We start from the raw sequence: 19,672 nt of genomic DNA on the forward strand, positions 1-19,672 counted from the left end.
CAGGGGAGAAATCTCCTGATTTTATAAATGCAGAAACAAAAAAAGAAGGTCTCTCGTCTATTAAATGAGAGGGTTCTTTTTAACTCCACAATCTTAGCGGCACCCTCTGATATGAAGAAAATTCACTCATCATTCACAAAGGAGTGCCTTAAAATGAGAAAGTATTTTGCTTTGATAGGGGCTATGCTCAGTCTCTTTATTATGGCAGGCTGTCAGGGTTTAAAATTATCAGCAGACACAGCGGCGGTGGTAAACTTTCACTCCAGTCATGAATCCGTCCTTGAAAAAAGGGCCATCCCCAGCAAGACCAGGGAAGAGAAAGAAAAGCTGTTAGCCGAGGCTAAGGTTTCATCCCAACAATACGATTACGAAAAAGCTATTACACTATTAAAGCAAGCAGGTATTTCTGGTGATGAAGACATACAGAGGGCTTTAGATGCTTACGAAAAACAAAGGAATCATCTCGTCAAGTGGCAAGATAACAGCAAGATTCCTCATTTGTTTTTCCACTCATTGATTGCAGATGCTTCTAAGGCATTTGATGGTGACAGTATGACTCAAGGCTATCTGGATTACATGGTAACCATTGATGAATGTAAAAAAATCTTAAACGAATTATACAAAAGAGGATACATCCTTGTAAATCTTGATGATATTGCAAAACCCAATTCAGAGGGAGAAATGGTTTATCAGGATATTTTATTGCCTCCTGATAAAAAGCCATTGGTGCTGTCCCAGGATGATGTCAGTTATTATGAGTACATGATGGGAGACGGATTCCCCAAAAATTTAACGATTGATGCTAATGGAAATATCACAAATACTTATCTAAATGACAAAGGAGAAGCCATTCATGGAGCGTATGACCTGGTTCCCATCGTGGATGACTTTGTTGAACAGCACCCGGATTTTTCCTATAAGGGATCAAAAGGAATTATTGCATTAACCGGATATAACGGAGTATTGGGATATCGAACTTCGGAGAGCGCCTATGGCCCGAATAGTGAAAAACCTAATCCAAACATTAAAAAGGATCAGCAGCAGGCGAAAAAAGTAGCAAATGTAATGAAGCAGAAGGGGTGGACGTTTGCCTCACATACGTGGGGACACCTCGATGCAGGGAAAGTATCTATAGAACATTTAGAAAGAGATCTGCTTAAATGGAAACGAGAGGTTGAACCGATTACAGGACCTGTAAACACCATTATTTTCGCGTTTGGCAGTGATATTGGAGACTGGCACCGGTATTCAGGTGAAAAATATGATTTATTGAAAAGCATGGGTTTTGCTTATTATGCCAATGTTGATGCATCAAGCATTTCCTGGTCTCAAATAGGACCGGATTACTTCCGGCAAGCACGCATAAATTTAGACGGAATCCGTATGCGTGCAGCGTTGACTGGACAAAGTGATGTATTAAAAGGTTTTTTTGATGTTGAACGAGTTTTTGATCCTTCCCGGCCAGGTGCGAATAAGCTTTTACAATGAAGAACATGAGAACCATATTTTTAGGATAAAAATGTAATCTTTTGAAACCTTTTCTATATAATTCCGTAATGCATAGTGGAATTATTTTTAACTAGAATAGGAGTGTTCAATATGGAACAGGAAGTCAAAACGAGCAGTGCAAAACCGAGTTTGCTTGGGATGATTTGGAGTCCGGGGGAGCAGTTTGACCGAATCAGACAGAATCCGAGAGTTTGGGTGCCGCTCATATTGGTGAGTATTATTTATTCAATCGGCATGTTTTTGATGGCTATGTCGATGGATGCTTCTTATTTGGGGCTTGATGGGATTAGTGACGCGGAAGCGGAAATGGTGATGATGTTTGCCAGGGGCGGGGTAGCCATTACAGGCATTTTTACTCCGGTATTTGTGGCGCTGGTTTCAAGTGCTATTTATATGATCTTCACGAAGATAGCAGGATCGGATGCGACATTTAAGCAGCTATTCTCTATGAATGTCTATATTATAGTGATTGGCGGATTTGGTATTATCCTGAACATGGCCTTGAGAGCGGCCATCGGCGGAAATCCAGAAATTTATATTACTAGTTTAGCAGGGCTGATGAATAGTGATAAGCCGGGAGTCTTAGGATCTATTGAGCTATTCAGTATTTGGCAGTCCGTTATCACGGCGCTGGGGCTGCAGAGGGTGGCAGGATTATCAAAAGGCTGGGCTTGGGGCATTGCGATTGCGTTCTTCATTATTGGCATTCTGTTTGCTTTACTTGGCAATACCCTCTCAGGAATGACTGGTGTGTAAATGAAAAAGAAAGTTTGGATCGCCATCGGAGTGACGGCAGTGGTACTGCTAATGGCTGGCGTAAGCATCTATAGACAGGCGTTCGCGAAAGGGCCAGAAGTAAAAACTGCCCATCCGGTGCAGGAGGAAATAACAGAACAGATCATGATTCCTGGAACAGTGAAGCTGATGAATGAACAGAAGATATATGCTTCACCTGAAAAAGGAGAAATAAAGGAGTTCCTGGTGGAAGAAGGGGATTCAGTCAAAAAAGGAGAGGTTTTAGCCAGGTTTGATGAACAGGCTCTAACCCTGGAACTGGAAAAGGTTAAACTCCAGGCTGAGTCTGGTTATCTAAAGATCAATCAGCTGGAAAAGCAGGAAGATGAGCTGGGTGATAAGGAAAAAGAGCTGCGCAAACAGGCTGGGAAAAAAGAAGCTGAGAAACAGATACAGCCTGAAAGGGATCAGCTAAAGCTGGAAAAGCGATTGGCGAATCTGGAATTAAGCCAGGTGCTTCTGCAGAAGAAGGATATTGAAAAGCGGCTGGAAGATTTAGAGATTAAGAGCACAATGGATGGAGTGGTGTTCCAGGTGAACAAAGAACCTTCTTCAGATCCATCTTCGGCAGGAAAGCCGGTCATTTATATCGGGGATCTGAAAACAATCGGAGCATCGGGACTGCTTTCAGAATTCGATTCATTGAAGGTCAAAGAGGGGCAGAAAGTGACCCTCCGTTCCGATGCGATTCCTGATAAGGAATGGAAAGGTGTAGTCACCGAAGTAGCTGATATGCCTGAAGAGAACCAGGGAATTAACCCTGCTGAAAGTAGTGCACCGCAGTACCGGGTAGCGGTTACGGTGAAGGAAATGTCACTGAAACCGGGTTTTCAGCTCATTATGGAAATCGAAACGGATAAAAAGAAGGCGCTCACTGTTCCGGCAAATGCAGTGGCAACGGGAGACAGCAGTGTATATGTATTCGTGGTCAGAGATCAGAAAAGTTATAAACTGGAAGTGGAGACAGGTGTCGCTTCGGGGAATAAAATCGAGATAACGGACGGACTTAAAGAGAAGGATTTGATCATTACGAATCCATCAGATCAGCTGAAAGACGGCATGGAAGTGGATACGGAATGATCAACCTCAGAGGCATAACCAAGGCCTATCAGGCTGGAAAAGAAAATATTGAAGTGTTAAAAGGAATTAACCTAAGCATTGAGCAAGGTGAATCTGTAGCTATTATGGGACCCTCCGGATCGGGCAAGTCCACCCTTATGAACATTATTGGGTGCCTTGATCTGCCGACAGAAGGAATATATGAACTGGATGGAGAGAATATATCCGATTATTCGGAAGCAGAGCTGGCCAATGTCAGAAATCAGTCGATTGGGTTTGTTTTTCAGCAGTTTCATCTGCTTCCGAGGCTGACGGCTATTCAAAATGTGGAGCTGCCGATGATTTACAGCGGCATTGCCAAAAAGGAACGAGTGGAAAGGGCAGAAGCTGCGCTGGTTAAAGTGGGCCTGGCCGATCGGATAGATCATCTGCCCAATGCCTTATCAGGAGGGCAGAAGCAGCGGGTTGCCATCGCCCGGGCGATTGTGAACGAGCCGAAAATTATCTTAGCGGATGAACCGACAGGTGCACTTGATACGAAAACAAGCGCCTCCATTATGGAGCTGTTCAGTGAGCTTAACCATGAAGGGGCAACGATTGTAATGGTAACACATGAACCTGAAATAGCAGAATATGCTCATCACACGATTATGGTGAGGGACGGTCTGATTGTGAACGCTGAACCTTTCAGGAGGGGGGCGCCTACATGAGCTTTTTAGAGAACGTCAAAATGGCGCTTAGCTCATTGAAGGCGCATAAGATGAGATCTATTTTAACCATGATCGGGATCATTATTGGTGTGGGGGCAGTTATCATTGTGGTCGCAATTGGCCAGGGCGGAGAAGCGATGCTAAAAACGCAGCTGACAGGCCCGGGCAATACAGTGGAATTATTTTACCAGCCTTCTGACGAGGAGATTCAGGCCAACCCAAACATATTTAATGAAGCTCCTTTTGAAGGGGAAGATATCAAAGCACTGGAGCAGATTCCCGAGATAAAACGGGTAGTTGCTTCAAGCTCGCAGTTTTCACAGGCTGCGTATGGAGAACAGACTGCAGAGACTTCAACAACAGGGGTAGGTCCTGCCTATTTTGAGCTGAATAATGTGGATCTGGAAAAAGGTCGGTCCTTCACCGCTGCAGATTTCCTTGGCGGACGAAGGGTGGGGCTTGTCAGCTTTTCTTTGCAGGAGGAACTCTTTGACGGCAAGTCGCCGGTTGGTGAAGTAATCCGGATTGGGAACCAGCCGATTGAGATTATTGGCGTTATGAAAAAACCGACAGGTCTCTTTTCATTCGGTGCTCTGGAGATCTATGTGCCTACTAAAACATGGCAGACTATATATGGGAAGAGTGACTTTACCCAGGTGACGCTTCAGGCAGAATCCGCTGATCAGCTTCAAACTGCGGGAAAGAAGGCTGCCAGCTTACTTAATAAAATGCATAATACAGAAGAATCTTATATGGTCATCAATATGGAAGAAATGGCAGAAGGAATCGGCCAGATTACAAAGGTGATGACATTAATCATCGGCAGTATTGCCGGCATCTCGCTGTTTGTAGGCGGAATTGGCGTCATGAATATCATGCTCGTTTCTGTAACGGAAAGAACGAGGGAAATCGGTATCCGCAAAGCACTCGGAGCGACCAGGGGACAAATTATGGGACAGTTTTTAATCGAATCTGTCACCTTGACCTTGATCGGCGGATTGCTGGGCATTCTGCTGGGCTGGGGCTCGGCATCTCTCATTTCGTTCTTTGCCGGATGGCCATCTCTCATTTCCTGGCAGGTGGTCGCCGGAGCCCTGTTCTTTTCAATGATGATCGGGATCATCTTCGGACTGCTTCCAGCCAATAAAGCTTCAAGGCTGAGTCCGATTGAATCCTTGCGGTATGAATGATTTCTAAAAAGGCTATCTTCGGCTGAGGCCGGGGGTGGTCTTTTTTGCTTTTATAGTACGTGATCTATCGTTAATCTAGTAATGCAGTAAAAAAGAACTATCATGTGATGGGATGTGCTTAAATGAGCTGTAATGCTTGTGTGGTGCAGGAATTGCAATTTGAGGTAAGAACAGATGGAGAACAAAACTCCCGAATGTTTTCAAATGTGGTTGAGCATTTGGAGCGAAAAAGGCGTTTTGGTGGAAGCTGAATCTGTCAGCTTCAGGTCATTCGATGAGGCTTGGCGCCCCATTGAGGAGGTTGCAGAGATTCTGGATAGCTTGTGGATTGATGAAGTGATTGCCAATGGGCTGGTTACCTGTCATGCACAGCCGATTCTCAATGGAGATGAAGAAGTGATCGCCTATGAGATGCTGGCGAGGTTTTACCGGGAGGACGGGTCGGTCATTTTTCCGGGAGAAATATTTAGTGCAGCCAGAAAGCGCAGCAGACTTTATGCGCTCGATCGCCTGTGCAGGATGACGGCGGTCAGGTTTGCTTCGTTTATTGATAAAAAGCATTCATCAATTTTATACCTACAAGCATTTACTCACCTGAGTTCTGCCTGAAATCAACGGTACAGCTTGCGAACCGCTTAGGTGTAGATCCAAATCGACTCGTATTTGAGGTAGTGGAAACAGATAAAGTGGACGACACTGAACATTTGAAAACGATCCTCGCTTTTTATAGGGAAAAAGGATTCCGCTATGCACTTGATGATGTGGGCGCCGGGTTCAACACGGCCGAGTTATTTAGCGAGCTGCAGCCGCATTATATGAAGCTGGATATGAAATATGTACAGGGTGTATCAAAAGATAATGGGAAACAGAAGATCGCAGAAGCTTTCCTGCAGCAGGCATTTCGGCTGAAGTCGGTTCCGCTTGCAGAAGGGATTGAAACCCGGGAAGACTTTGAGTGGCTTAGGGACAGAGGATACCAGCTTTTTCAGGGATATCTGTTTGGAAAACCCGCTCCAATTGAAGAACAGGACAGAAAGTACTGTCCGGAATGATGAATATTGCGGTTTTTTCAGATTAAAGGGGGTGCCTGGTTAATTTGTGTGCGGATAGCCGAGAAATATGTGCGCATAAGATTTTTTCTGTGCGGATAGCCGTGTTTTCTGTGCGAATAAAAAAATTTCTGTGCGCTCAGCTTTTTTAAAGGAAATCCGGCTGAAATCAACGAATTACATAGGATCAAAACACAGCTGAATAGAGGTTTAGAAATGGAGCTTAAAACAGAGAGGCTAACGATCCGAAATTTTACAACAGAGGATTGGCAGGCCGTTTATGAGTACACATCAAATCCAGAAGTAATGAGATACATTCCAGAAGGTGTTTTTACAAAAGAAGCTGCTAAAGAGTTTATCCGCGAGAATGTCGAAAATGCAAAGCATTTTCCTGTCTTCCTTAAAAATGAAGAAGTACTGATTGGACATATTGGATTTCATCAATATTTTGGCAATCACACCTTTGAAATCGGCTGGGTGTTTAATCCGAAGTTCTATAATAAGGGCTACGCGTCAGAAGCCGCTTATGCGGTATTGAAATATGGCTTTGAAGAGCTTGGCCTGCACCGGATTATCGCAACCTGCCAGCCTGAGAACCCGCCATCTTACCGCGTGATGGAGAAAATCGGCATGAGGCGGGAAGGCTTTTTCAAAAAGTGCATTCCACATGGAGATGAGTGGTGGGATGAGTATTATTACGCGATTCTGAAAGAAGAATGGAATTCAGTTAAATAGATGGCCATGTATATCACCGTCCTGATTTGAAGAAAATAATGGCCAGGAGGTGATATAAATGGCTAAAGATGTACTTTGTGAAGTAAATAACTGCACTTATTGGGAAAAAGGAAATAAGTGCTCCGCAGATGCTATTTACGTTGTGAGCCACACAGGCAAGCAGGCTTCCAACAGCAAAGAGACAGATTGTAAAACCTTTGAACCTGGAATGTAAACCAAGGGGTAACCGATTTGGTTACCTTCTTTATCTATTATTGATAATAATTATCAGTTTCATTCAAAAAATTTTATCTTGCCGATTCTTTTGTTTTTCGAAGAGGTGTCAGCTTTTTCATGTTTTTAAATATTTTATAATGGGCAGTGCCGATTTTTTCTTCTACATAATCCAATGAATATTCACCCGATGGATCAGAAAGTTCCCCAATCGCACGTGATAGGTCATCAATCACTGTTCTGTATGATTCATTCTTCTTATGGTCTTCCTTTGTATTCATTTCTACCATAATGTCGTGAGCAAGGCTTTGAATTCTTCGTAAACGAATTTGTTTCGCTGGCATATTATCGCATCCTCCCCTTTTTTGCTGAATCAATATATTATATATGGCCTTTTCATAGAAAAAATAACTGAAATCAGATGTGCGTAATTACTGGAATATTATAGTATAATGAGTAAGTCTTGCGATTTCTGATAATTTAGTAAAAGGAGGCGTTCATTATGCTAAATAAAACTTTAGTGATTAAGGAACAAATTAAGGGGAGAACGCCTAATTAAAATCAGCGTTTCCCCAAAATATGTAAAGGGGAAATTTATATGAATACCGGCAAAATAACAATTAAAGAAGTAACAGCAGACAATTGGTATGATTGCTGCTTATTAAAGCTTTCAGAGGAACAAAAATCTTATATGGAGCCAAATGCTGTTTCCATTGCGCAATCTAAGTTTGAAACAGGGCTGAAACCATATGCGATTTACTTGGATGATAAAGCGGTCGGCTTCTTAATGTTTAATACATGTATAGAAGAGCTGGATGCATACTGGATTTACCGGATCATGGTGGATAAGACTTACCAGGGCAAGGGAATAGGCAAAAAAGCGACAGAGCTGATGATTGCAGAGATGGAGAAACTGCCGAATGCGAAAAAGCTTGCGGTAGGCTACCATCCCGAGAATCTTGGGGCACACAACCTTTATGCAAGTTTAGGGTTTGCTGACCACGGCAACCGCTTCGGAAAGGAAATGGCGGTTTTGAAAGATTTAGGCTGATGAACAGGCGAGGGAAAATAGAAAAAGCCCTGTTAATTTTAAGGGGCCAATTTCTTTTGTCCTGCACCCTTCTGTCTGTGCTATGTTGAAATTGCGCCTTTTCATTGTGAGTCTTGGAAAGCTCTTCTTTTCCCTTGCTAAAACAGAGCAGAAGGCAGGTTGAGAAGCAGTGGAATTTATGATTTTTATTTTTGTATTCTTTATTTTTCTGGCAATTAGTTCAGTGATGAATGTTTTATTTAAAATGACTGAAAAGAAGCATTGGGGCATGTCATTGCTGCTGAGCCTGGTGTTAGCTATCCTAGCCTTTGCCGTATTGTGGAATAACTAGAGAGTGTGAATAAAAATGCTTGAAAAACACAAACTTTAGGTATTCTATTACAAAAAGGTGATGAAAAAATGGATAAAGAATATCAATTTGCAAATTTGTCTGATGGGGATCTGCAGCAGGTGCACAATCTGGAAAAGCGATTAAGTGAGGAAAAGGGAGAAGAAGTCATTCTCATTGCTTATCATGACCAAAAAGAGAACAGTAAATAAAACATTAGAAACATCCATAGCTGATTTGGTATAATTATTAAATCAGTGTGTAGAGATATTGGCTTTACTGGCCAAAAATATATGTCGAAAGATACGTCTGCCATCTGAAATTTTTAGTTTGAATTTCGGAGGGGAAATTATGTATAAAGAGGTCAGGCTGCCTCAAAATGCAAAAGAAGGCATATTATTTTTGCTGATCATTTCTGTTATTTCGGTAAACACAATTGCACCGATTATTGTGGGAATGGAACGCGGCTTCAGTAAAGAAACCTATTTGGAAACTTTAAAGATTATTCCGTTTATGTGGGTGATCGTGGTCTTGCTTGTAAGGCTAGTGGCGGGACCGTTAGCCGGCAGAATTATGCAAAGGTTTGCTGGGGAAACGGACGGATTTAATGCCAGGGTTTTATTAAATACTCTATTGAATGTGACCATTCTTTCTATTCTTTTAACTATAATAGGCACCTGGATTGGTTCCAAACAAATAAGCCTGGAGCCGTTTCAGAACTTTTTCCAGAGCTGGTTCAGGAATTTCGGAATTGCATTCTGGGTTGAGCTGGTGATTGCACAGCCTATTGCAAGATTTGCAATGAAAAAACTCCATGCCGGCCAGGAAAGGCTTGTAAATTAGATATTAAAAAACGCTTGGGATTATAAAATCTCAAGCGTTTTTTTGCATTATTGTTACTTACTGTCCGCAGCCTTTGCATCATACACATTCACCTGAGGAGGTGCTGTAAAATATTGAGGAGCTTTTGCTGTAAATGCAGTAAAATGGTCCGTCTGATTGTGAAACTTCACTGCGTCCATATCCTTCCATAATTCAACCATCGTATATGATCCTGCTTGTTCTGTATCCTTCAAGAGGTCATAAGTGATATTGCCTTCTTCTGCTCTTGAAGATTCGATCAGCGGACTAATTTCAGCAAGAAATTCAGTTTCTTTTTCAGCTTGGACTTTGAAGCCGGCATGAATAATGATCATATTTAATCTCTCCTTAATGAGTTATTTCCACTCCGTGATTTCTTCAACAGGCAGGCGAACGGATTTGTACCCTTTATCAGCAGCTTTCCCGATGGAGATTAGCATGACAGGATAGTAGCGTTCCTTGTCCAGATCAAAAGCTTCTGCAATGCGGTCTTTTTCATAGCCTCCAATTGGATTTGTATCATAGCCATGAGCACGTGCTGCGAGCATAAGCTGCATGGATACGAGACCGGCATCAATCAGATTCATTTCTTTCTTTTGCTCAAATGTCATGTTTTCAAAATAGCCCTTAATGGATGGCACCTGCTGGTCTCTTACTTCGGCAGGCATGTATCCTTTTTCAACAGCAGTATCATAAATTTCTTCAATAAACACTTCACTTTTCATATCAACAAAAACAGCAATGACAGCTGCTGATGTCTCAACTTGTCTCTGATTGAATTTTGCGAGCGGTGCCAGTGTTTCTTTGCCTTCTTTTGAATCAATGACAACAAAGCGCCAAGGCTGCAGGTTTACAGATGAAGGAGCTAAAGAAGCTTCTTCCAGGATTTCTGCCATTTCTTCTCGGCTGATTTTGACTGTTGGGTCATAATTACGGATGGAACGTCGGCCTGTGATGATTTCTTTAAAGTCATTGTTAATGGTTTTATTCATGATGAACTCTCCTTTATGTTTTTTCTGGATGTGAAAATTACATTTTATCTACACTTTTCTGGATGCGCGTGAGCATATTTAATAGTGTGCTTCGCTCAAGTTCCGAAAAGCCGTTCAGGATTTTGGAAATAAACCGCTGCTTTTCTTCGCAGTAAGCAGCAATCTTCGCTTTGCCTTCCTCTGTCAAACTGACATAAGTAAAGCGGTTATCTTCGGGGTTTTTCCTGCGGATCACCATGCCTTTTTCTTCTAGCTGCTTAAGGTGTCTGGTGACAGCAGCATGATCAATATTCACTTTTTTCTGAAGCTCCCGCTGCGTAATTTCCTCCGCTTCAAAAAGCTCCCGAAGAATCTCAAGCCGAGATTGGCTGATGCCTGTACAGCGCTCAAACTTCGGCATTGTCTGCTTACTGAGCTCAAATAGCCGGGCCGCAATAAGTTCTTCTTCCTTTGAACAATTAAACACAGCATCCCCGCCTTATAATTGATAGGTCAATGATTGATACGTCAATTACTATAAAATAAAATTTTTTTAAAGTCAAACAAATTAGCCGGAGTTTATCAGCAGTAAAGTCAGAATGCTATTCGCTGCCTTATAGCAATTAGAAAAAGAAGCCCAATTGACAAAAATCAGAAAAAAGGGGATTGACTTTTCTAATAATTCATTGTAAATTCATTTCTAACAAGAATTTCAAATTAATTGCCGATTGGAAAACCAAAGGCCCTTTTGTTCCAAAAGAACTTGAGGGCTTTTTTTATCTCTTTATTCCGAGTAAATCACTGTGTTTTGTTGGTATTAATAATTATTCGCTGGAGGTGATGGTCAAAAATACACTTGCAGTAACGTTTTCACTGCAGGACGAGTATGATGCACTGAATAATAAATTTAGCAGAAATTATGCTTTGTCGCTGATTGGTCAACCAAAAGCACTTGCAGCAAAGGGAGCTATTGATTGAGTAAATCAGGGAGGGAGTTAGGTGTCAAAGTATCTAAGAAAGGCAGTTGAAGGCAGAAAGAGATATTTAATTAATAGTCTGATAAGCGCCGGAGTCTACAAGAAAGGGGAACGCCATTTGTTTGAGTTAACCTTATCTGACCTTGAGCGCGAATATGCGAATAACATGACCATGCAGGAAGAGAACAATTGATAGATAAAAGAATATTGAGCTGATCAGATAAACTGAAGGCCGCTGCTTATGGACTAAGCATGCGGTCTTTTTTTATAAAGACAATCAAAAGGAGAGATCTTGGATGGGCAGGAAAAAGAATTCTTTTGTAGGATTATTGGCCGCTGGTTTGCTGGCTTTGTCTTCTATTACAGGATGCAGTCAGGAGAGCAGTGGAAAAGCGGGAGATGAAGGCAGCTTAGGAAAGGATCCGATTGAACTTTTAAATGTTTCATATGATCCGACACGGGAGCTTTATCAGGAGTTCAATCAGGAGTTCATCAAATACTGGAAGGAAGAAACAGGGCAGGATGTAACGATTCAGCAGTCACATGGAGGTTCCGGAAAGCAGGCAAGATCTGTCATTGACGGGCTTCAGGCGGATGTCGTCACTTTGGCTCTTGCCTATGATATTGATGAAATAGCCAATAAGCGGGGAATCATCGATAAAGACTGGCAGAAGAGACTGGATGATAATTCTACTCCTTACACATCCACCATTGTCTTTTTGGTTCGAAAAGGGAATCCAAAAAATATTCAAGATTGGGATGACCTAATCAGGGAAGATGTTTCGGTTATCACACCTAATCCAAAAACATCAGGAGGGGCAAGGTGGAACTATCTTGCGGCATGGGCTTATGCGAGCAAGCAGTTTAATGGAGACGAAAAGCAGATCAAAGACTTTGTGAAAAATTTGTATAAGAATGTGGAGGTTCTTGATTCAGGAGCCCGCGATTCAACCAATACATTTGTTCAGCGGGAAATCGGAGATGTTCTTATAGCATGGGAAAATGAAGCCTATTTATCCATCAATGAGCTGGGCAAAGAAAAATTTGAAATTGTGAATCCATCGCTTAGTATTCTTGCGGAGCCGCCTGTAGCAGTAGTCGATAAAATAGCCGAGAAAAAAGGAACGGCCGCTGCAGCAGAAGCTTATTTAAAGTATTTGTACAGTGAAACCGGACAGGAAATTGCAGAAAAGAACTATTACAGACCGAGAAATACTGAAGTGCTGAAAAAATACTCCGATCAGTTTGCTGATATTGAATTCGTTACAGTAGATGAAGAATTCGGAGGATGGCAAAAAGCACAGGAAACCCACTTTAATGATGGCGGAACATTTGATGAGATCTACCTCCAATAAAACAGCATGAGAATGAGAGGATCCAGGTGATGGAGTTGAGGAAAGCGAAAGGAACGGAATTCAAAAAATATAGTGTGCTTCCAGGTTTCGGCTTAACAATGGGGTATACGATGCTTTACCTTAGTATTTTAGTTTTATTGCCGCTGTCCATGATCATTTTTTATAGTTCTCAAATGGGCTGGGCTGCATTTTGGAGCACGGTGCTGGATCCAAGAGTAATGGCCTCCTACAAGCTGAGCTTTGGTGCGTCCTTGGCAGCTGGTTTAATAAATATGGTATTTGGTGTCCTCCTGGCATGGGTTCTGGTCAGATATTCCTTTCCGGGAAAGAAGATTATTGACGCTCTTGTAGATTTGCCCTTTGCTCTTCCAACGGCAGTTGCTGGCATTGCCCTGACAACTGTATATTCACCTAATGGATGGATTGGAAGCCTGCTGGGGTTCAAGGTGGCTTTTACACCAATCGGGGTGGTGATTGCTCTGACTTTTATCGGGCTTCCGTTCGTGGTAAGAATGGTGCAGCCTGTCCTGCAAAGTCTTGAAAAAGAGGTGGAGGAAGCTTCTGCCTCCCTCGGAGCAAGCCGTTTTCAGACTTTCAGAAAAGTTATTTTCCCGGAATTGCTGCCGGCAGCACTTGCAGGGTTCACTCTTGCCTTCGCAAGGTCTCTTGGGGAGTATGGGTCAGTCGTTTTTATCTCAGGAAATATGCCCATGAAAACGGAAATTACACCCCTGCTGATAATGACAAAACTTGAGCAATATGACTATGCAGGTGCTACAGCCATTGCAACTGTCATGCTGGTAGCGTCGTTTTTGCTGTTATTTATTATCAATATTATTCAATGGTGGACGAACAGAAAGTTTATGTCGCAATAGGCTTGGAAGACTCAGTTTTAAGTGGCTTTTCGGCTTTGTTCATTCTATAAAGAAAGGGGTAGTGATATGGGCGGGAATATACCAATGAATCTTAGTAATGCTCCGCTTAAGAGCACGAGAGAAGCAAAGGATCCTTTATGGGTTCAATGGCTGTTAATCAGTTTTGCTTTAATATTTTTGGGGTTGTTTCTGTTCTTGCCGCTGGTCACGGTTTTTGTTCAGGCTTTTGAAAAGGGGCTCGCGGTTTATCTGGAGGCAATTACAAATCCAGATGCATTATCTGCGATTAAGCTGACCCTATTGGTAGCCATTATTGCTGTTCCGCTGAATGCTTTCTTTGGCATCATGGCGGCCTGGGCCATTACAAAGTTTCACTTTAAAGGAAAGAACCTGCTTATTACGCTGATTGACCTTCCGTTTGCAGTCTCTCCAGTCATTGCCGGTTTAATTTTCGTTTTGCTGTTCGGCTCTCAGGGGCTTTTCGGGGAATGGCTTTTTGAGAGGGATATCAAGATTATATTTGCAGTGCCTGGTATTGTTCTTGCGACAATCTTTGTAACAATTCCCTTTATTGCAAGGGAATTGATTCCGCTGATGCAGGCACAGGGAACAGCAGAAGAGGAAGCATCAATCACTCTTGGGGCAGGGGGATGGAAGACATTTTGGCATGTAACCATGCCTAATATCAAATGGGCACTTCTTTACGGCATGATTCTCTGCAATGCGCGTGCGATTGGCGAGTTTGGGGCAGTTTCGGTCGTATCCGGGCATATAAGAGGCCTCACCAATACAATGCCCCTGCATATTGAAATCCTATATGGCGAATATCAATTTGCTGCTGCGTTTGCTATTGCTTCTTTAATGTCGATAATGGCCATTTTCACACTTATTATAAAAAACATTCTGGAATGGCATGGAAAAAAGGAAAGAGCATAGAAATCATAGAAGTGAGGGGAATTCAGAAATGAGTATCGTGATAAATTCCGTTTACAAAGCCTTTGGAACATTTCAGGCATTGGAAAATATCAATCTTGAAATCCAGAAAGGAGAGCTGGTAGCTTTATTAGGCCCTTCTGGTTCGGGAAAAACCTCTTTGCTGCGGATTATTGCCGGCTTAGAAGCAGCTGACAAGGGTTCTATATTTTTTGACAGTGAGAACATTACCGCCATTAATGCTAAAGAACGAAAAGTTGGGTTTGTCTTCCAGCATTATGCACTGTTTCGTCATATGACCGTATTTGATAATGTCGCTTATGGTCTGAGAGTAAGGCCAAGGAAAGAGCGGCCTGGCAAAAAAGAAATTGAGAGCAAGGTTTATGAACTGCTGGAGCTTGTAAAGCTGAAAGACCTGGCAAACCGGTATCCTGCCCAGCTATCTGGGGGACAGCGGCAGAGGGTTGCGCTTGCAAGAGCATTGGCCGCTGAACCCAAGGTTCTTTTATTGGATGAACCATTTGGAGCTCTTGATGCGAAGGTCAGAATAGAGCTGAGAAGGTGGCTGAGAAGACTCCATGACGAATTCCAGATTTCAAGCATATTTGTTACACATGATCAGGAAGAGGCATTGGATGTTGCTGACAAGATTGTCGTGATGAATCAGGGGAAAATCGAGCAAGTTGGAACACCGGAAGAAGTATATGATAATCCCCAGACTCCTTTTGTATATGACTTTTTAGGGAGCGTCAATTTATTCAGGGGAAGGCTGAAAAATGGAAAGCTTAAGCAAGGTGAAGTAGCCTTGGAAATTCCGGATTGGGCAGGGTCAGATAATCTGGAGGCAGTAGGCTATGCAAGGCCGCATGATATCAGCATCAGCAGAGAAGCTTCAAATGATTCAGTACACGCAGCAATATCCCACTTGCATATAGTTGGCCCGATCGTACAAATAGAACTTGTCAGGAAAGATACCAATGAGTATCTTGAGGCAGAAATCCCAAAAGAAAAGTATCACAGGCTGGGATTGAAAGAAGGGGAAGAAGTATTCATTAAACCGAAGCAGCTCAAAATCTTCATACCTGATGATTTTAACATATAAATATCTTAAGGAAGGGAGTAATTACAATGGCAAAAATCACGGCTGAGTATGAAAAGTATATTTTATCTTCTATTAAGGATATTGATTATGGGTCAGTAGTCATTACCCTTCATGCAGGAAAAGTGGCACAAGTGGAGATAACGGAAAAAATACGGGTGGAGTCTAATAATGGGAAGAGGTGATGTTTATTTTTTGGTTTTATTCCTAGTTTGCCCATAGGTATTGTTGGGTAGTGTTTTGAAAAGAAAGGGGATGAAGGTTATGAGTTATTTTGTGGCTATATCGGGAAGTCCATCTGCTGTTTCAAGATCTTCTATACTTGTAAACTTTCTGCGGAAGGAATCTTTTAAACAAGGGTTTACCGTAAAAGAATATTCTGTACTTGATTTTCCGGCCGATGTTCTGATTGAAGGGCGGTATGATGATCCTTCAATCAAAAAGCTTTCTGAAGAAATCAAGGAGGCAAGCGGCATCCTTATTATTTCTCCGGTATATAAAGCTTCTTATACAGGGACCTTGAAAGCATTGCTGGATATTCTGCCCCAAGACGTTTTTAAAGATAAGCCTGTATTTCCATTAATGGTGGGAGGAAGTCCCGCCCATCTGCTGGCAATTGATTATTCCTTAAAGCCGTTATTGGCTGCGCTAAGCGCCCAGACCATACTAAAAGGAGTGTATCTCACCGACCAATATGTGGATAAAGAGGATTTCGAAAATCCAATTAAAAATGAGGAACTGCTTGAAAGAATTACAGATCAGCTTGGACAGCTAACAGACATCTCCCAAAAAACCAAAGCTCTGTTATAGCAGACAGTCATTCGACCGGTCCCCCGGAGAAGACACGATATCTATTTTCATAGAACGTGTCTTTTTTATTTGTACTTACAGCTGAAACTATTAGAGGAGGGAGATTTCAAATGGCTTTTTTAGAAATTAGCGATTTAAGCAAGACATTTCTTTCGGAAAAAGGGGAAGTTCAGGCTTTAAAGGATATTCATTTAGCTGTTGAAGATGGTGAATTAATTACGGTTATAGGTCCCAGCGGATGCGGGAAAAGCACACTGCTGAAAATCATAGCGGGTCTGGATAATGATGTGGAAGGCATTGTGGAGATTGACGGGAAGGAAGTAAAAGGCCCCAGTATAGATAAAGGCTTTATATTTCAGGAGCCCAGGCTATTTCCCTGGCAAACGGTGGAGAAGAACATTGCCTCGAACTTTACATTAAGAAATAAAGAAGTGAGAGATAAGGTAAAAGAATTAATTCAGCTGGTGAAACTGGAGGGTTTCGCCAAAGCGTATCCGCGAGAGCTTTCGGGAGGGATGGCGCAAAGGGCGGCCATAGCCCGTGCCCTTCTGCGAAATCCAAAGGTATTGCTGCTGGATGAACCTTTTGGTGCTCTTGATGCGTTCACAAGATCACATATGCAGGAGGTGCTGCTTGATATTTGGCATGAGAATAAAACTACCATGCTTTTTGTTACCCATGATATAGATGAAGCTATTTATCTGGCAGATCGGGTAGTCATTATGAATGCAAGGCCAGGCACCATTCAAAAAGTGGTGAAAATCAATTTGCCGCATCCAAGGAAAAAATCAAATAAGACGTTTCAGGAATTCCGTCAGCTTATTTTGAATGAATTTGAAAAAGCAGATGAACTTGAATTAATGGATCAGGCAGGAATCTAGCGGAGGTGTAAGGATTGAATAATAAAGCAGACTGGGCTCACCCGAGGGTATTTGTTCAGGAGAAAGCGAAATTGAAAATAAAAGAATTGAAAGGAAACAGTGATAAAAAATGGGGCGTGTTCTTAAGAGGGATGGTTTTTCCGCTGCTCGTCCTCCTTATGTGGGAATTTGCTGGCTATTATCAGCTAATCTCTGAAACACTCCTGCCAAGGCCAAGCAGCATTTTCAGCTCATTTATCGAGCTGCTGACTGCTGGCAATCTTCTTTACCATTTTCAAGTCAGCTTTTTGCGGGCCTTGGGAGGATTTCTTATTGGAGGAACCCTTGGATTGATCGCGGGATTAGCTGTCGGCTTTTCCAGTAAGGTGGAGCATACGCTGGATCCGACGCTGCAAATGCTTCGTACCATTCCTACTCTTGCAGTCATTCCGCTGTTTATCTTGTGGTTTGGTTTTGGTGAAGTCTCAAAGGTTCTTCTTATTGCAAAAGGAGCTTTCTTTCCGCTCTATGTTAATGCTTTCCTGGGCATACGCAGTGTGGATGCCAAATTATTCGATGTTGCCAAAGTCCTTGAATTCAGCAGATGGAAGCAAATCACGAATTTGATCCTTCCTTCAGCCCTGCCAAATATCCTGCTTGGGCTTCGTCTTGCATTAGGTGCAGCATGGCTTGCGCTCGTTGCTGCGGAACTCATGGGGTCAAGCGAAGGTATTGGATATTTAATTACGGATGCCCGGCAGTTTTCACAAACAACGGTTGTATTTGCAGGAATTATTATTTTTGCAGTATTTGGAAAGGCTTCAGACTCGTTTGTAAGGTTTTTTGAAAGAAGATGGCTTAAATGGCGGGAGAGCTATAAAGGCTAAATAATGGAGGCAGAGAGAATGGGAAACCGTAAAATACACCTGAATTTATTTTTAACAAGCATGGGACATCATGAGGCTGCTTGGAGGCACCCTTCATCAGACCCTGAGCGGGCACATGATATAAATTATTATATGGAAATTACACAAAAAGCAGAAGAAGCAAAGCTGGATTCTATCTTTCTATCAGACAGGTATTCGGTATCAACAAGAGCAGTCAAATATGGTGAGCTTGGCGGAGGAGGCTTTGAACCTCTCACTCTATTATCAGCATTATCGGCTGCAACTAAAAAAATTGGACTGATTGGAACAGTCTCGACTACTTTTAATGAGCCTTTCAATGTGGCCAGAAAGTTTTCTTCCCTGGATCATTTAAGTAAAGGCCGTGCAGGCTGGAATGTCGTCACATCAGGAACAGATGCGGAAGCCAAAAACTTTAACCTGGAGAAAATACCGGCACACAAGGAGCGCTATGAGCGCGCGAAAGAATTTGTGGAAGTCACAAAGAAACTATGGGACAGCTGGGAAGAAGGAGCGTTAATAAGGGATAAGGAAGCTGGGATATATTCCTTGAGTGATAAAGTCCATGAAATTAACCACAAAGGCAGCTGCTATTCGGTAAAGGGCCCGTTAAACAGCCCGAGATCACCTCAGGGGCAGCCTGTCATTGTACAGGCTGGCTCCTCCAAAACCGGCATTGATTTCGCTGCTCAATTCGCTGAAGTGGTTTTTACAGCACAGCAGTCGCTTTCTGACGCACAAGCATTTTACAAAGCTTTAAAAACAAGGGCCGCCGAGTTTGGCCGAAATCCGGAGAACCTTATCATCTTGCCGGGCATTTGCCCTATTATAGGAGAAACAGAAGAAGCTGCCAAAGAAAAAGAGGCAGAGCTTCATCATTTGACCAATCCAGAGTATAGTCTTTTACAGCTTTCCAATCGCATTGGCATTGACTTAACAGGCTATCCGCTGGATGGTCCGCTGCCTGAACTGCCGGAAATCCACGAAATTCAAGGGCATCAAAGCCGAACCAAGCTTATTCGGGATCTGGCTGAAAAAGAGAATCTTACCATTAGACAATTGCTACTCAGGCTTGCAGGAGGCAGGGGGCATTATACAATTGCCGGGACGGCTGAGCAGGTAGCGGATGAACTTCAGCTATGGTTTGAAAATGCGGGTGCTGACGGGTTTAACATCATGCCCCAGTTAATGAGTGAAGGCTTTTCAGATTTTGTTCAATACGTTATTCCTTTCCTTCAAGATAGGGGCCTCTTTAGAACAGAATATACAAGCGAAACACTAAGGGGCAATCTTGGGCTGCCTTTTCCGGATAAAGCTCAAAATTTTCATCCTGCAGGATAAGCTAAAGAAGAACCCCGCTCCGGTTAATGTGAGCGGGGTTCTTCTC

28 protein-coding genes are annotated in these 19,672 nt (G+C 42.5%); 24 read left to right on the forward strand and 4 right to left on the reverse strand.

Going from position 1 to position 19,672, the window contains the following annotated elements:
• Window positions 1-153 precede the first annotated feature (153 nt).
• From AC6CHU_RS23340 to AC6CHU_RS23380, 9 genes are all read left to right on the forward strand, one after another.
• Window positions 154-1,488: a polysaccharide deacetylase family protein gene (locus AC6CHU_RS23340; RefSeq protein WP_498122909.1), complete on the forward strand. Its 1,335-nt coding sequence runs from the start codon at window positions 154-156 to the stop codon at window positions 1,486-1,488.
• A 111-nt stretch (window positions 1,489-1,599) separates the two neighbouring features.
• Complete coding sequence (yknW, locus tag AC6CHU_RS23345) at window positions 1,600-2,265, forward strand: YknW family membrane protein (protein ID WP_251283587.1); 666 nt, start codon at window positions 1,600-1,602, stop codon at window positions 2,263-2,265.
• On the forward strand, window positions 2,266-3,384 hold the full coding sequence (locus AC6CHU_RS23350; RefSeq protein WP_498122910.1) for an efflux RND transporter periplasmic adaptor subunit: 1,119 nt from the start codon (window positions 2,266-2,268) through the stop codon (window positions 3,382-3,384).
• On the forward strand, window positions 3,381-4,073 hold the full coding sequence (locus AC6CHU_RS23355; protein WP_159862395.1) for an ABC transporter ATP-binding protein: 693 nt from the start codon (window positions 3,381-3,383) through the stop codon (window positions 4,071-4,073). Before AC6CHU_RS23350 ends, AC6CHU_RS23355 begins: the two co-directional genes overlap by 4 nt.
• Window positions 4,070-5,263, forward strand: a complete 1,194-nt coding sequence (locus tag AC6CHU_RS23360; protein ID WP_498122912.1) for an ABC transporter permease — start codon at window positions 4,070-4,072, stop codon at window positions 5,261-5,263. The genes AC6CHU_RS23355 and AC6CHU_RS23360 overlap by 4 nt, the downstream gene beginning before the upstream one ends.
• Window positions 5,264-5,467: 204 nt before the next feature.
• Window positions 5,468-5,872, forward strand: a complete 405-nt coding sequence (locus tag AC6CHU_RS23365) for a hypothetical protein (RefSeq protein ID WP_498122913.1) — start codon at window positions 5,468-5,470, stop codon at window positions 5,870-5,872.
• Window positions 5,869-6,315 carry an EAL domain-containing protein gene (locus tag AC6CHU_RS23370; protein ID WP_251283594.1) on the forward strand — a complete coding sequence of 149 codons (447 nt, stop codon included), beginning with the start codon at window positions 5,869-5,871 and terminating at the stop codon, window positions 6,313-6,315. The genes AC6CHU_RS23365 and AC6CHU_RS23370 overlap by 4 nt, the downstream gene beginning before the upstream one ends.
• A 213-nt stretch (window positions 6,316-6,528) precedes the next feature.
• Window positions 6,529-7,047: a GNAT family N-acetyltransferase gene (locus AC6CHU_RS23375; protein WP_251283583.1), complete on the forward strand. Its 519-nt coding sequence runs from the start codon at window positions 6,529-6,531 to the stop codon at window positions 7,045-7,047.
• Between the two features lie 58 nt (window positions 7,048-7,105).
• Window positions 7,106-7,261: a DUF1540 domain-containing protein gene (locus tag AC6CHU_RS23380; RefSeq protein WP_159862392.1), complete on the forward strand. Its 156-nt coding sequence runs from the start codon at window positions 7,106-7,108 to the stop codon at window positions 7,259-7,261.
• Window positions 7,262-7,334: 73 nt separating this feature from the next.
• Here the strand turns inward: AC6CHU_RS23380 and AC6CHU_RS23385 are convergent, their stop codons facing one another.
• Entirely contained in the window at window positions 7,335-7,604 is a 270-nt protein-coding gene (locus tag AC6CHU_RS23385) for a hypothetical protein (RefSeq protein ID WP_159862391.1), read from the reverse strand.
• Window positions 7,605-7,858: 254 nt separating this feature from the next.
• On the opposite strand from AC6CHU_RS23385, the gene AC6CHU_RS23390 reads away from it, so the two are divergent.
• The 4 genes from AC6CHU_RS23390 (at window position 7,859) to AC6CHU_RS23405 (ending at window position 9,482) form a co-directional block, all read left to right on the forward strand.
• Window positions 7,859-8,311 carry a GNAT family N-acetyltransferase gene (locus AC6CHU_RS23390; RefSeq protein ID WP_159862390.1) on the forward strand — a complete coding sequence of 151 codons (453 nt, stop codon included), beginning with the start codon at window positions 7,859-7,861 and terminating at the stop codon, window positions 8,309-8,311.
• 178 nt (window positions 8,312-8,489) lie between these two features.
• Window positions 8,490-8,642 (forward strand): hypothetical protein, encoded by a 153-nt coding sequence (locus tag AC6CHU_RS23395; protein WP_498122914.1) that lies wholly within the window; start codon window positions 8,490-8,492, stop codon window positions 8,640-8,642.
• A gap of 68 nt (window positions 8,643-8,710) precedes the next feature.
• Entirely contained in the window at window positions 8,711-8,851 is a 141-nt protein-coding gene (locus tag AC6CHU_RS23400; RefSeq protein WP_201306457.1) for a hypothetical protein, read from the forward strand.
• Window positions 8,852-8,990: 139 nt separating this feature from the next.
• On the forward strand, window positions 8,991-9,482 hold the full coding sequence (locus AC6CHU_RS23405) for a DUF2798 domain-containing protein (RefSeq protein WP_498122916.1): 492 nt from the start codon (window positions 8,991-8,993) through the stop codon (window positions 9,480-9,482).
• Between the two features lie 53 nt (window positions 9,483-9,535).
• Here AC6CHU_RS23405 and AC6CHU_RS23410 read toward each other — a convergent pair whose 3' ends face one another.
• The 3 genes from AC6CHU_RS23410 to AC6CHU_RS23420 are packed head-to-tail and all read right to left on the reverse strand — an operon-like array spanning window position 9,536 to window position 10,958.
• Window positions 9,536-9,835 carry a putative quinol monooxygenase gene (locus AC6CHU_RS23410; protein ID WP_159862388.1) on the reverse strand — a complete coding sequence of 100 codons (300 nt, stop codon included), beginning with the start codon at window positions 9,833-9,835 and terminating at the stop codon, window positions 9,536-9,538.
• Between the two features lie 21 nt (window positions 9,836-9,856).
• Window positions 9,857-10,492: a nitroreductase family protein gene (locus AC6CHU_RS23415; RefSeq protein WP_498122918.1), complete on the reverse strand. Its 636-nt coding sequence runs from the start codon at window positions 10,490-10,492 to the stop codon at window positions 9,857-9,859.
• A gap of 37 nt (window positions 10,493-10,529) precedes the next feature.
• Window positions 10,530-10,958 carry a MarR family winged helix-turn-helix transcriptional regulator gene (locus tag AC6CHU_RS23420; protein WP_159862386.1) on the reverse strand — a complete coding sequence of 143 codons (429 nt, stop codon included), beginning with the start codon at window positions 10,956-10,958 and terminating at the stop codon, window positions 10,530-10,532.
• Between the two features lie 179 nt (window positions 10,959-11,137).
• On the opposite strand from AC6CHU_RS23420, the gene AC6CHU_RS23425 reads away from it, so the two are divergent.
• From AC6CHU_RS23425 to AC6CHU_RS23475, 11 genes are all read left to right on the forward strand, one after another.
• Complete coding sequence (locus AC6CHU_RS23425; protein WP_159862385.1) at window positions 11,138-11,449, forward strand: hypothetical protein; 312 nt, start codon at window positions 11,138-11,140, stop codon at window positions 11,447-11,449.
• Between the two features lie 21 nt (window positions 11,450-11,470).
• On the forward strand, window positions 11,471-11,641 hold the full coding sequence (locus AC6CHU_RS23430; RefSeq protein ID WP_159862384.1) for a Fur-regulated basic protein FbpA: 171 nt from the start codon (window positions 11,471-11,473) through the stop codon (window positions 11,639-11,641).
• Between the two features lie 103 nt (window positions 11,642-11,744).
• Window positions 11,745-12,803, forward strand: coding sequence for a sulfate ABC transporter substrate-binding protein (locus AC6CHU_RS23435; protein ID WP_159862383.1), 1,059 nt, complete (start codon window positions 11,745-11,747; stop codon window positions 12,801-12,803).
• Between the two features lie 29 nt (window positions 12,804-12,832).
• Complete coding sequence (gene cysT, locus AC6CHU_RS23440; RefSeq protein ID WP_159862382.1) at window positions 12,833-13,678, forward strand: sulfate ABC transporter permease subunit CysT; 846 nt, start codon at window positions 12,833-12,835, stop codon at window positions 13,676-13,678.
• 66 nt (window positions 13,679-13,744) lie between these two features.
• Window positions 13,745-14,614, forward strand: coding sequence for a sulfate ABC transporter permease subunit CysW (gene cysW, locus AC6CHU_RS23445; protein WP_498122920.1), 870 nt, complete (start codon window positions 13,745-13,747; stop codon window positions 14,612-14,614).
• Window positions 14,615-14,642: 28 nt separating this feature from the next.
• The gene (locus tag AC6CHU_RS23450; protein ID WP_498122921.1) at window positions 14,643-15,713 is read left to right on the forward strand and encodes a sulfate/molybdate ABC transporter ATP-binding protein; all 1,071 of its coding nucleotides are present in this window, start codon (window positions 14,643-14,645) and stop codon (window positions 15,711-15,713) included.
• A gap of 26 nt (window positions 15,714-15,739) precedes the next feature.
• On the forward strand, window positions 15,740-15,895 hold the full coding sequence (locus tag AC6CHU_RS23455) for a YezD family protein (protein ID WP_159862379.1): 156 nt from the start codon (window positions 15,740-15,742) through the stop codon (window positions 15,893-15,895).
• Window positions 15,896-15,974: 79 nt separating this feature from the next.
• A complete protein-coding gene (ssuE, locus tag AC6CHU_RS23460; RefSeq protein ID WP_251283578.1) occupies window positions 15,975-16,520 on the forward strand; it encodes an NADPH-dependent FMN reductase in 546 nt (181 codons plus the stop codon).
• 110 nt (window positions 16,521-16,630) lie between these two features.
• On the forward strand, window positions 16,631-17,401 hold the full coding sequence (locus tag AC6CHU_RS23465; protein WP_498122922.1) for an ABC transporter ATP-binding protein: 771 nt from the start codon (window positions 16,631-16,633) through the stop codon (window positions 17,399-17,401).
• 71 nt (window positions 17,402-17,472) lie between these two features.
• Window positions 17,473-18,267 (forward strand): ABC transporter permease, encoded by a 795-nt coding sequence (locus AC6CHU_RS23470; protein ID WP_251283593.1) that lies wholly within the window; start codon window positions 17,473-17,475, stop codon window positions 18,265-18,267.
• Between the two features lie 18 nt (window positions 18,268-18,285).
• Complete coding sequence (locus tag AC6CHU_RS23475; RefSeq protein WP_251283576.1) at window positions 18,286-19,626, forward strand: LLM class flavin-dependent oxidoreductase; 1,341 nt, start codon at window positions 18,286-18,288, stop codon at window positions 19,624-19,626.
• Window positions 19,627-19,672 lie beyond the last annotated feature (46 nt).

The sequence above is a fragment of the Cytobacillus sp. GQ23 genome (genome assembly GCF_059758675.1).

Excerpts from the sequence above, each read along its gene's own strand:
- AC6CHU_RS23340 (WP_498122909.1), top strand. The coding sequence starts at position 154 with ATGAGAAAGTATTTTGCTTTGATAGGGGCTATGCTCAGTCTCTTTATT.
- yknW (WP_251283587.1), top strand. The coding sequence starts at position 1,600 with ATGGAACAGGAAGTCAAAACGAGCAGTGCAAAACCGAGTTTGCTTGGG.
- AC6CHU_RS23350 (WP_498122910.1), top strand. The coding sequence starts at position 2,266 with ATGAAAAAGAAAGTTTGGATCGCCATCGGAGTGACGGCAGTGGTACTG.
- AC6CHU_RS23355 (WP_159862395.1), top strand. The coding sequence starts at position 3,381 with ATGATCAACCTCAGAGGCATAACCAAGGCCTATCAGGCTGGAAAAGAA.
- AC6CHU_RS23360 (WP_498122912.1), top strand. The coding sequence starts at position 4,070 with ATGAGCTTTTTAGAGAACGTCAAAATGGCGCTTAGCTCATTGAAGGCG.
- AC6CHU_RS23365 (WP_498122913.1), top strand. The coding sequence starts at position 5,468 with ATGTGGTTGAGCATTTGGAGCGAAAAAGGCGTTTTGGTGGAAGCTGAA.
- AC6CHU_RS23375 (WP_251283583.1), top strand. The coding sequence starts at position 6,529 with ATGGAGCTTAAAACAGAGAGGCTAACGATCCGAAATTTTACAACAGAG.
- AC6CHU_RS23380 (WP_159862392.1), top strand. The coding sequence starts at position 7,106 with ATGGCTAAAGATGTACTTTGTGAAGTAAATAACTGCACTTATTGGGAA.
- AC6CHU_RS23385 (WP_159862391.1), bottom strand. The coding sequence starts at position 7,604 with ATGCCAGCGAAACAAATTCGTTTACGAAGAATTCAAAGCCTTGCTCAC.
- AC6CHU_RS23390 (WP_159862390.1), top strand. The coding sequence starts at position 7,859 with ATGAATACCGGCAAAATAACAATTAAAGAAGTAACAGCAGACAATTGG.
- AC6CHU_RS23395 (WP_498122914.1), top strand. The coding sequence starts at position 8,490 with ATGATTTTTATTTTTGTATTCTTTATTTTTCTGGCAATTAGTTCAGTG.
- AC6CHU_RS23400 (WP_201306457.1), top strand. The coding sequence starts at position 8,711 with ATGGATAAAGAATATCAATTTGCAAATTTGTCTGATGGGGATCTGCAG.
- AC6CHU_RS23405 (WP_498122916.1), top strand. The coding sequence starts at position 8,991 with ATGTATAAAGAGGTCAGGCTGCCTCAAAATGCAAAAGAAGGCATATTA.
- AC6CHU_RS23410 (WP_159862388.1), bottom strand. The coding sequence starts at position 9,835 with ATGATCATTATTCATGCCGGCTTCAAAGTCCAAGCTGAAAAAGAAACT.
- AC6CHU_RS23415 (WP_498122918.1), bottom strand. The coding sequence starts at position 10,492 with ATGAATAAAACCATTAACAATGACTTTAAAGAAATCATCACAGGCCGA.
- AC6CHU_RS23435 (WP_159862383.1), top strand. The coding sequence starts at position 11,745 with ATGGGCAGGAAAAAGAATTCTTTTGTAGGATTATTGGCCGCTGGTTTG.
- cysT (WP_159862382.1), top strand. The coding sequence starts at position 12,833 with ATGGAGTTGAGGAAAGCGAAAGGAACGGAATTCAAAAAATATAGTGTG.
- cysW (WP_498122920.1), top strand. The coding sequence starts at position 13,745 with ATGGGCGGGAATATACCAATGAATCTTAGTAATGCTCCGCTTAAGAGC.
- AC6CHU_RS23450 (WP_498122921.1), top strand. The coding sequence starts at position 14,643 with ATGAGTATCGTGATAAATTCCGTTTACAAAGCCTTTGGAACATTTCAG.
- AC6CHU_RS23455 (WP_159862379.1), top strand. The coding sequence starts at position 15,740 with ATGGCAAAAATCACGGCTGAGTATGAAAAGTATATTTTATCTTCTATT.
- ssuE (WP_251283578.1), top strand. The coding sequence starts at position 15,975 with ATGAGTTATTTTGTGGCTATATCGGGAAGTCCATCTGCTGTTTCAAGA.
- AC6CHU_RS23465 (WP_498122922.1), top strand. The coding sequence starts at position 16,631 with ATGGCTTTTTTAGAAATTAGCGATTTAAGCAAGACATTTCTTTCGGAA.
- AC6CHU_RS23475 (WP_251283576.1), top strand. The coding sequence starts at position 18,286 with ATGGGAAACCGTAAAATACACCTGAATTTATTTTTAACAAGCATGGGA.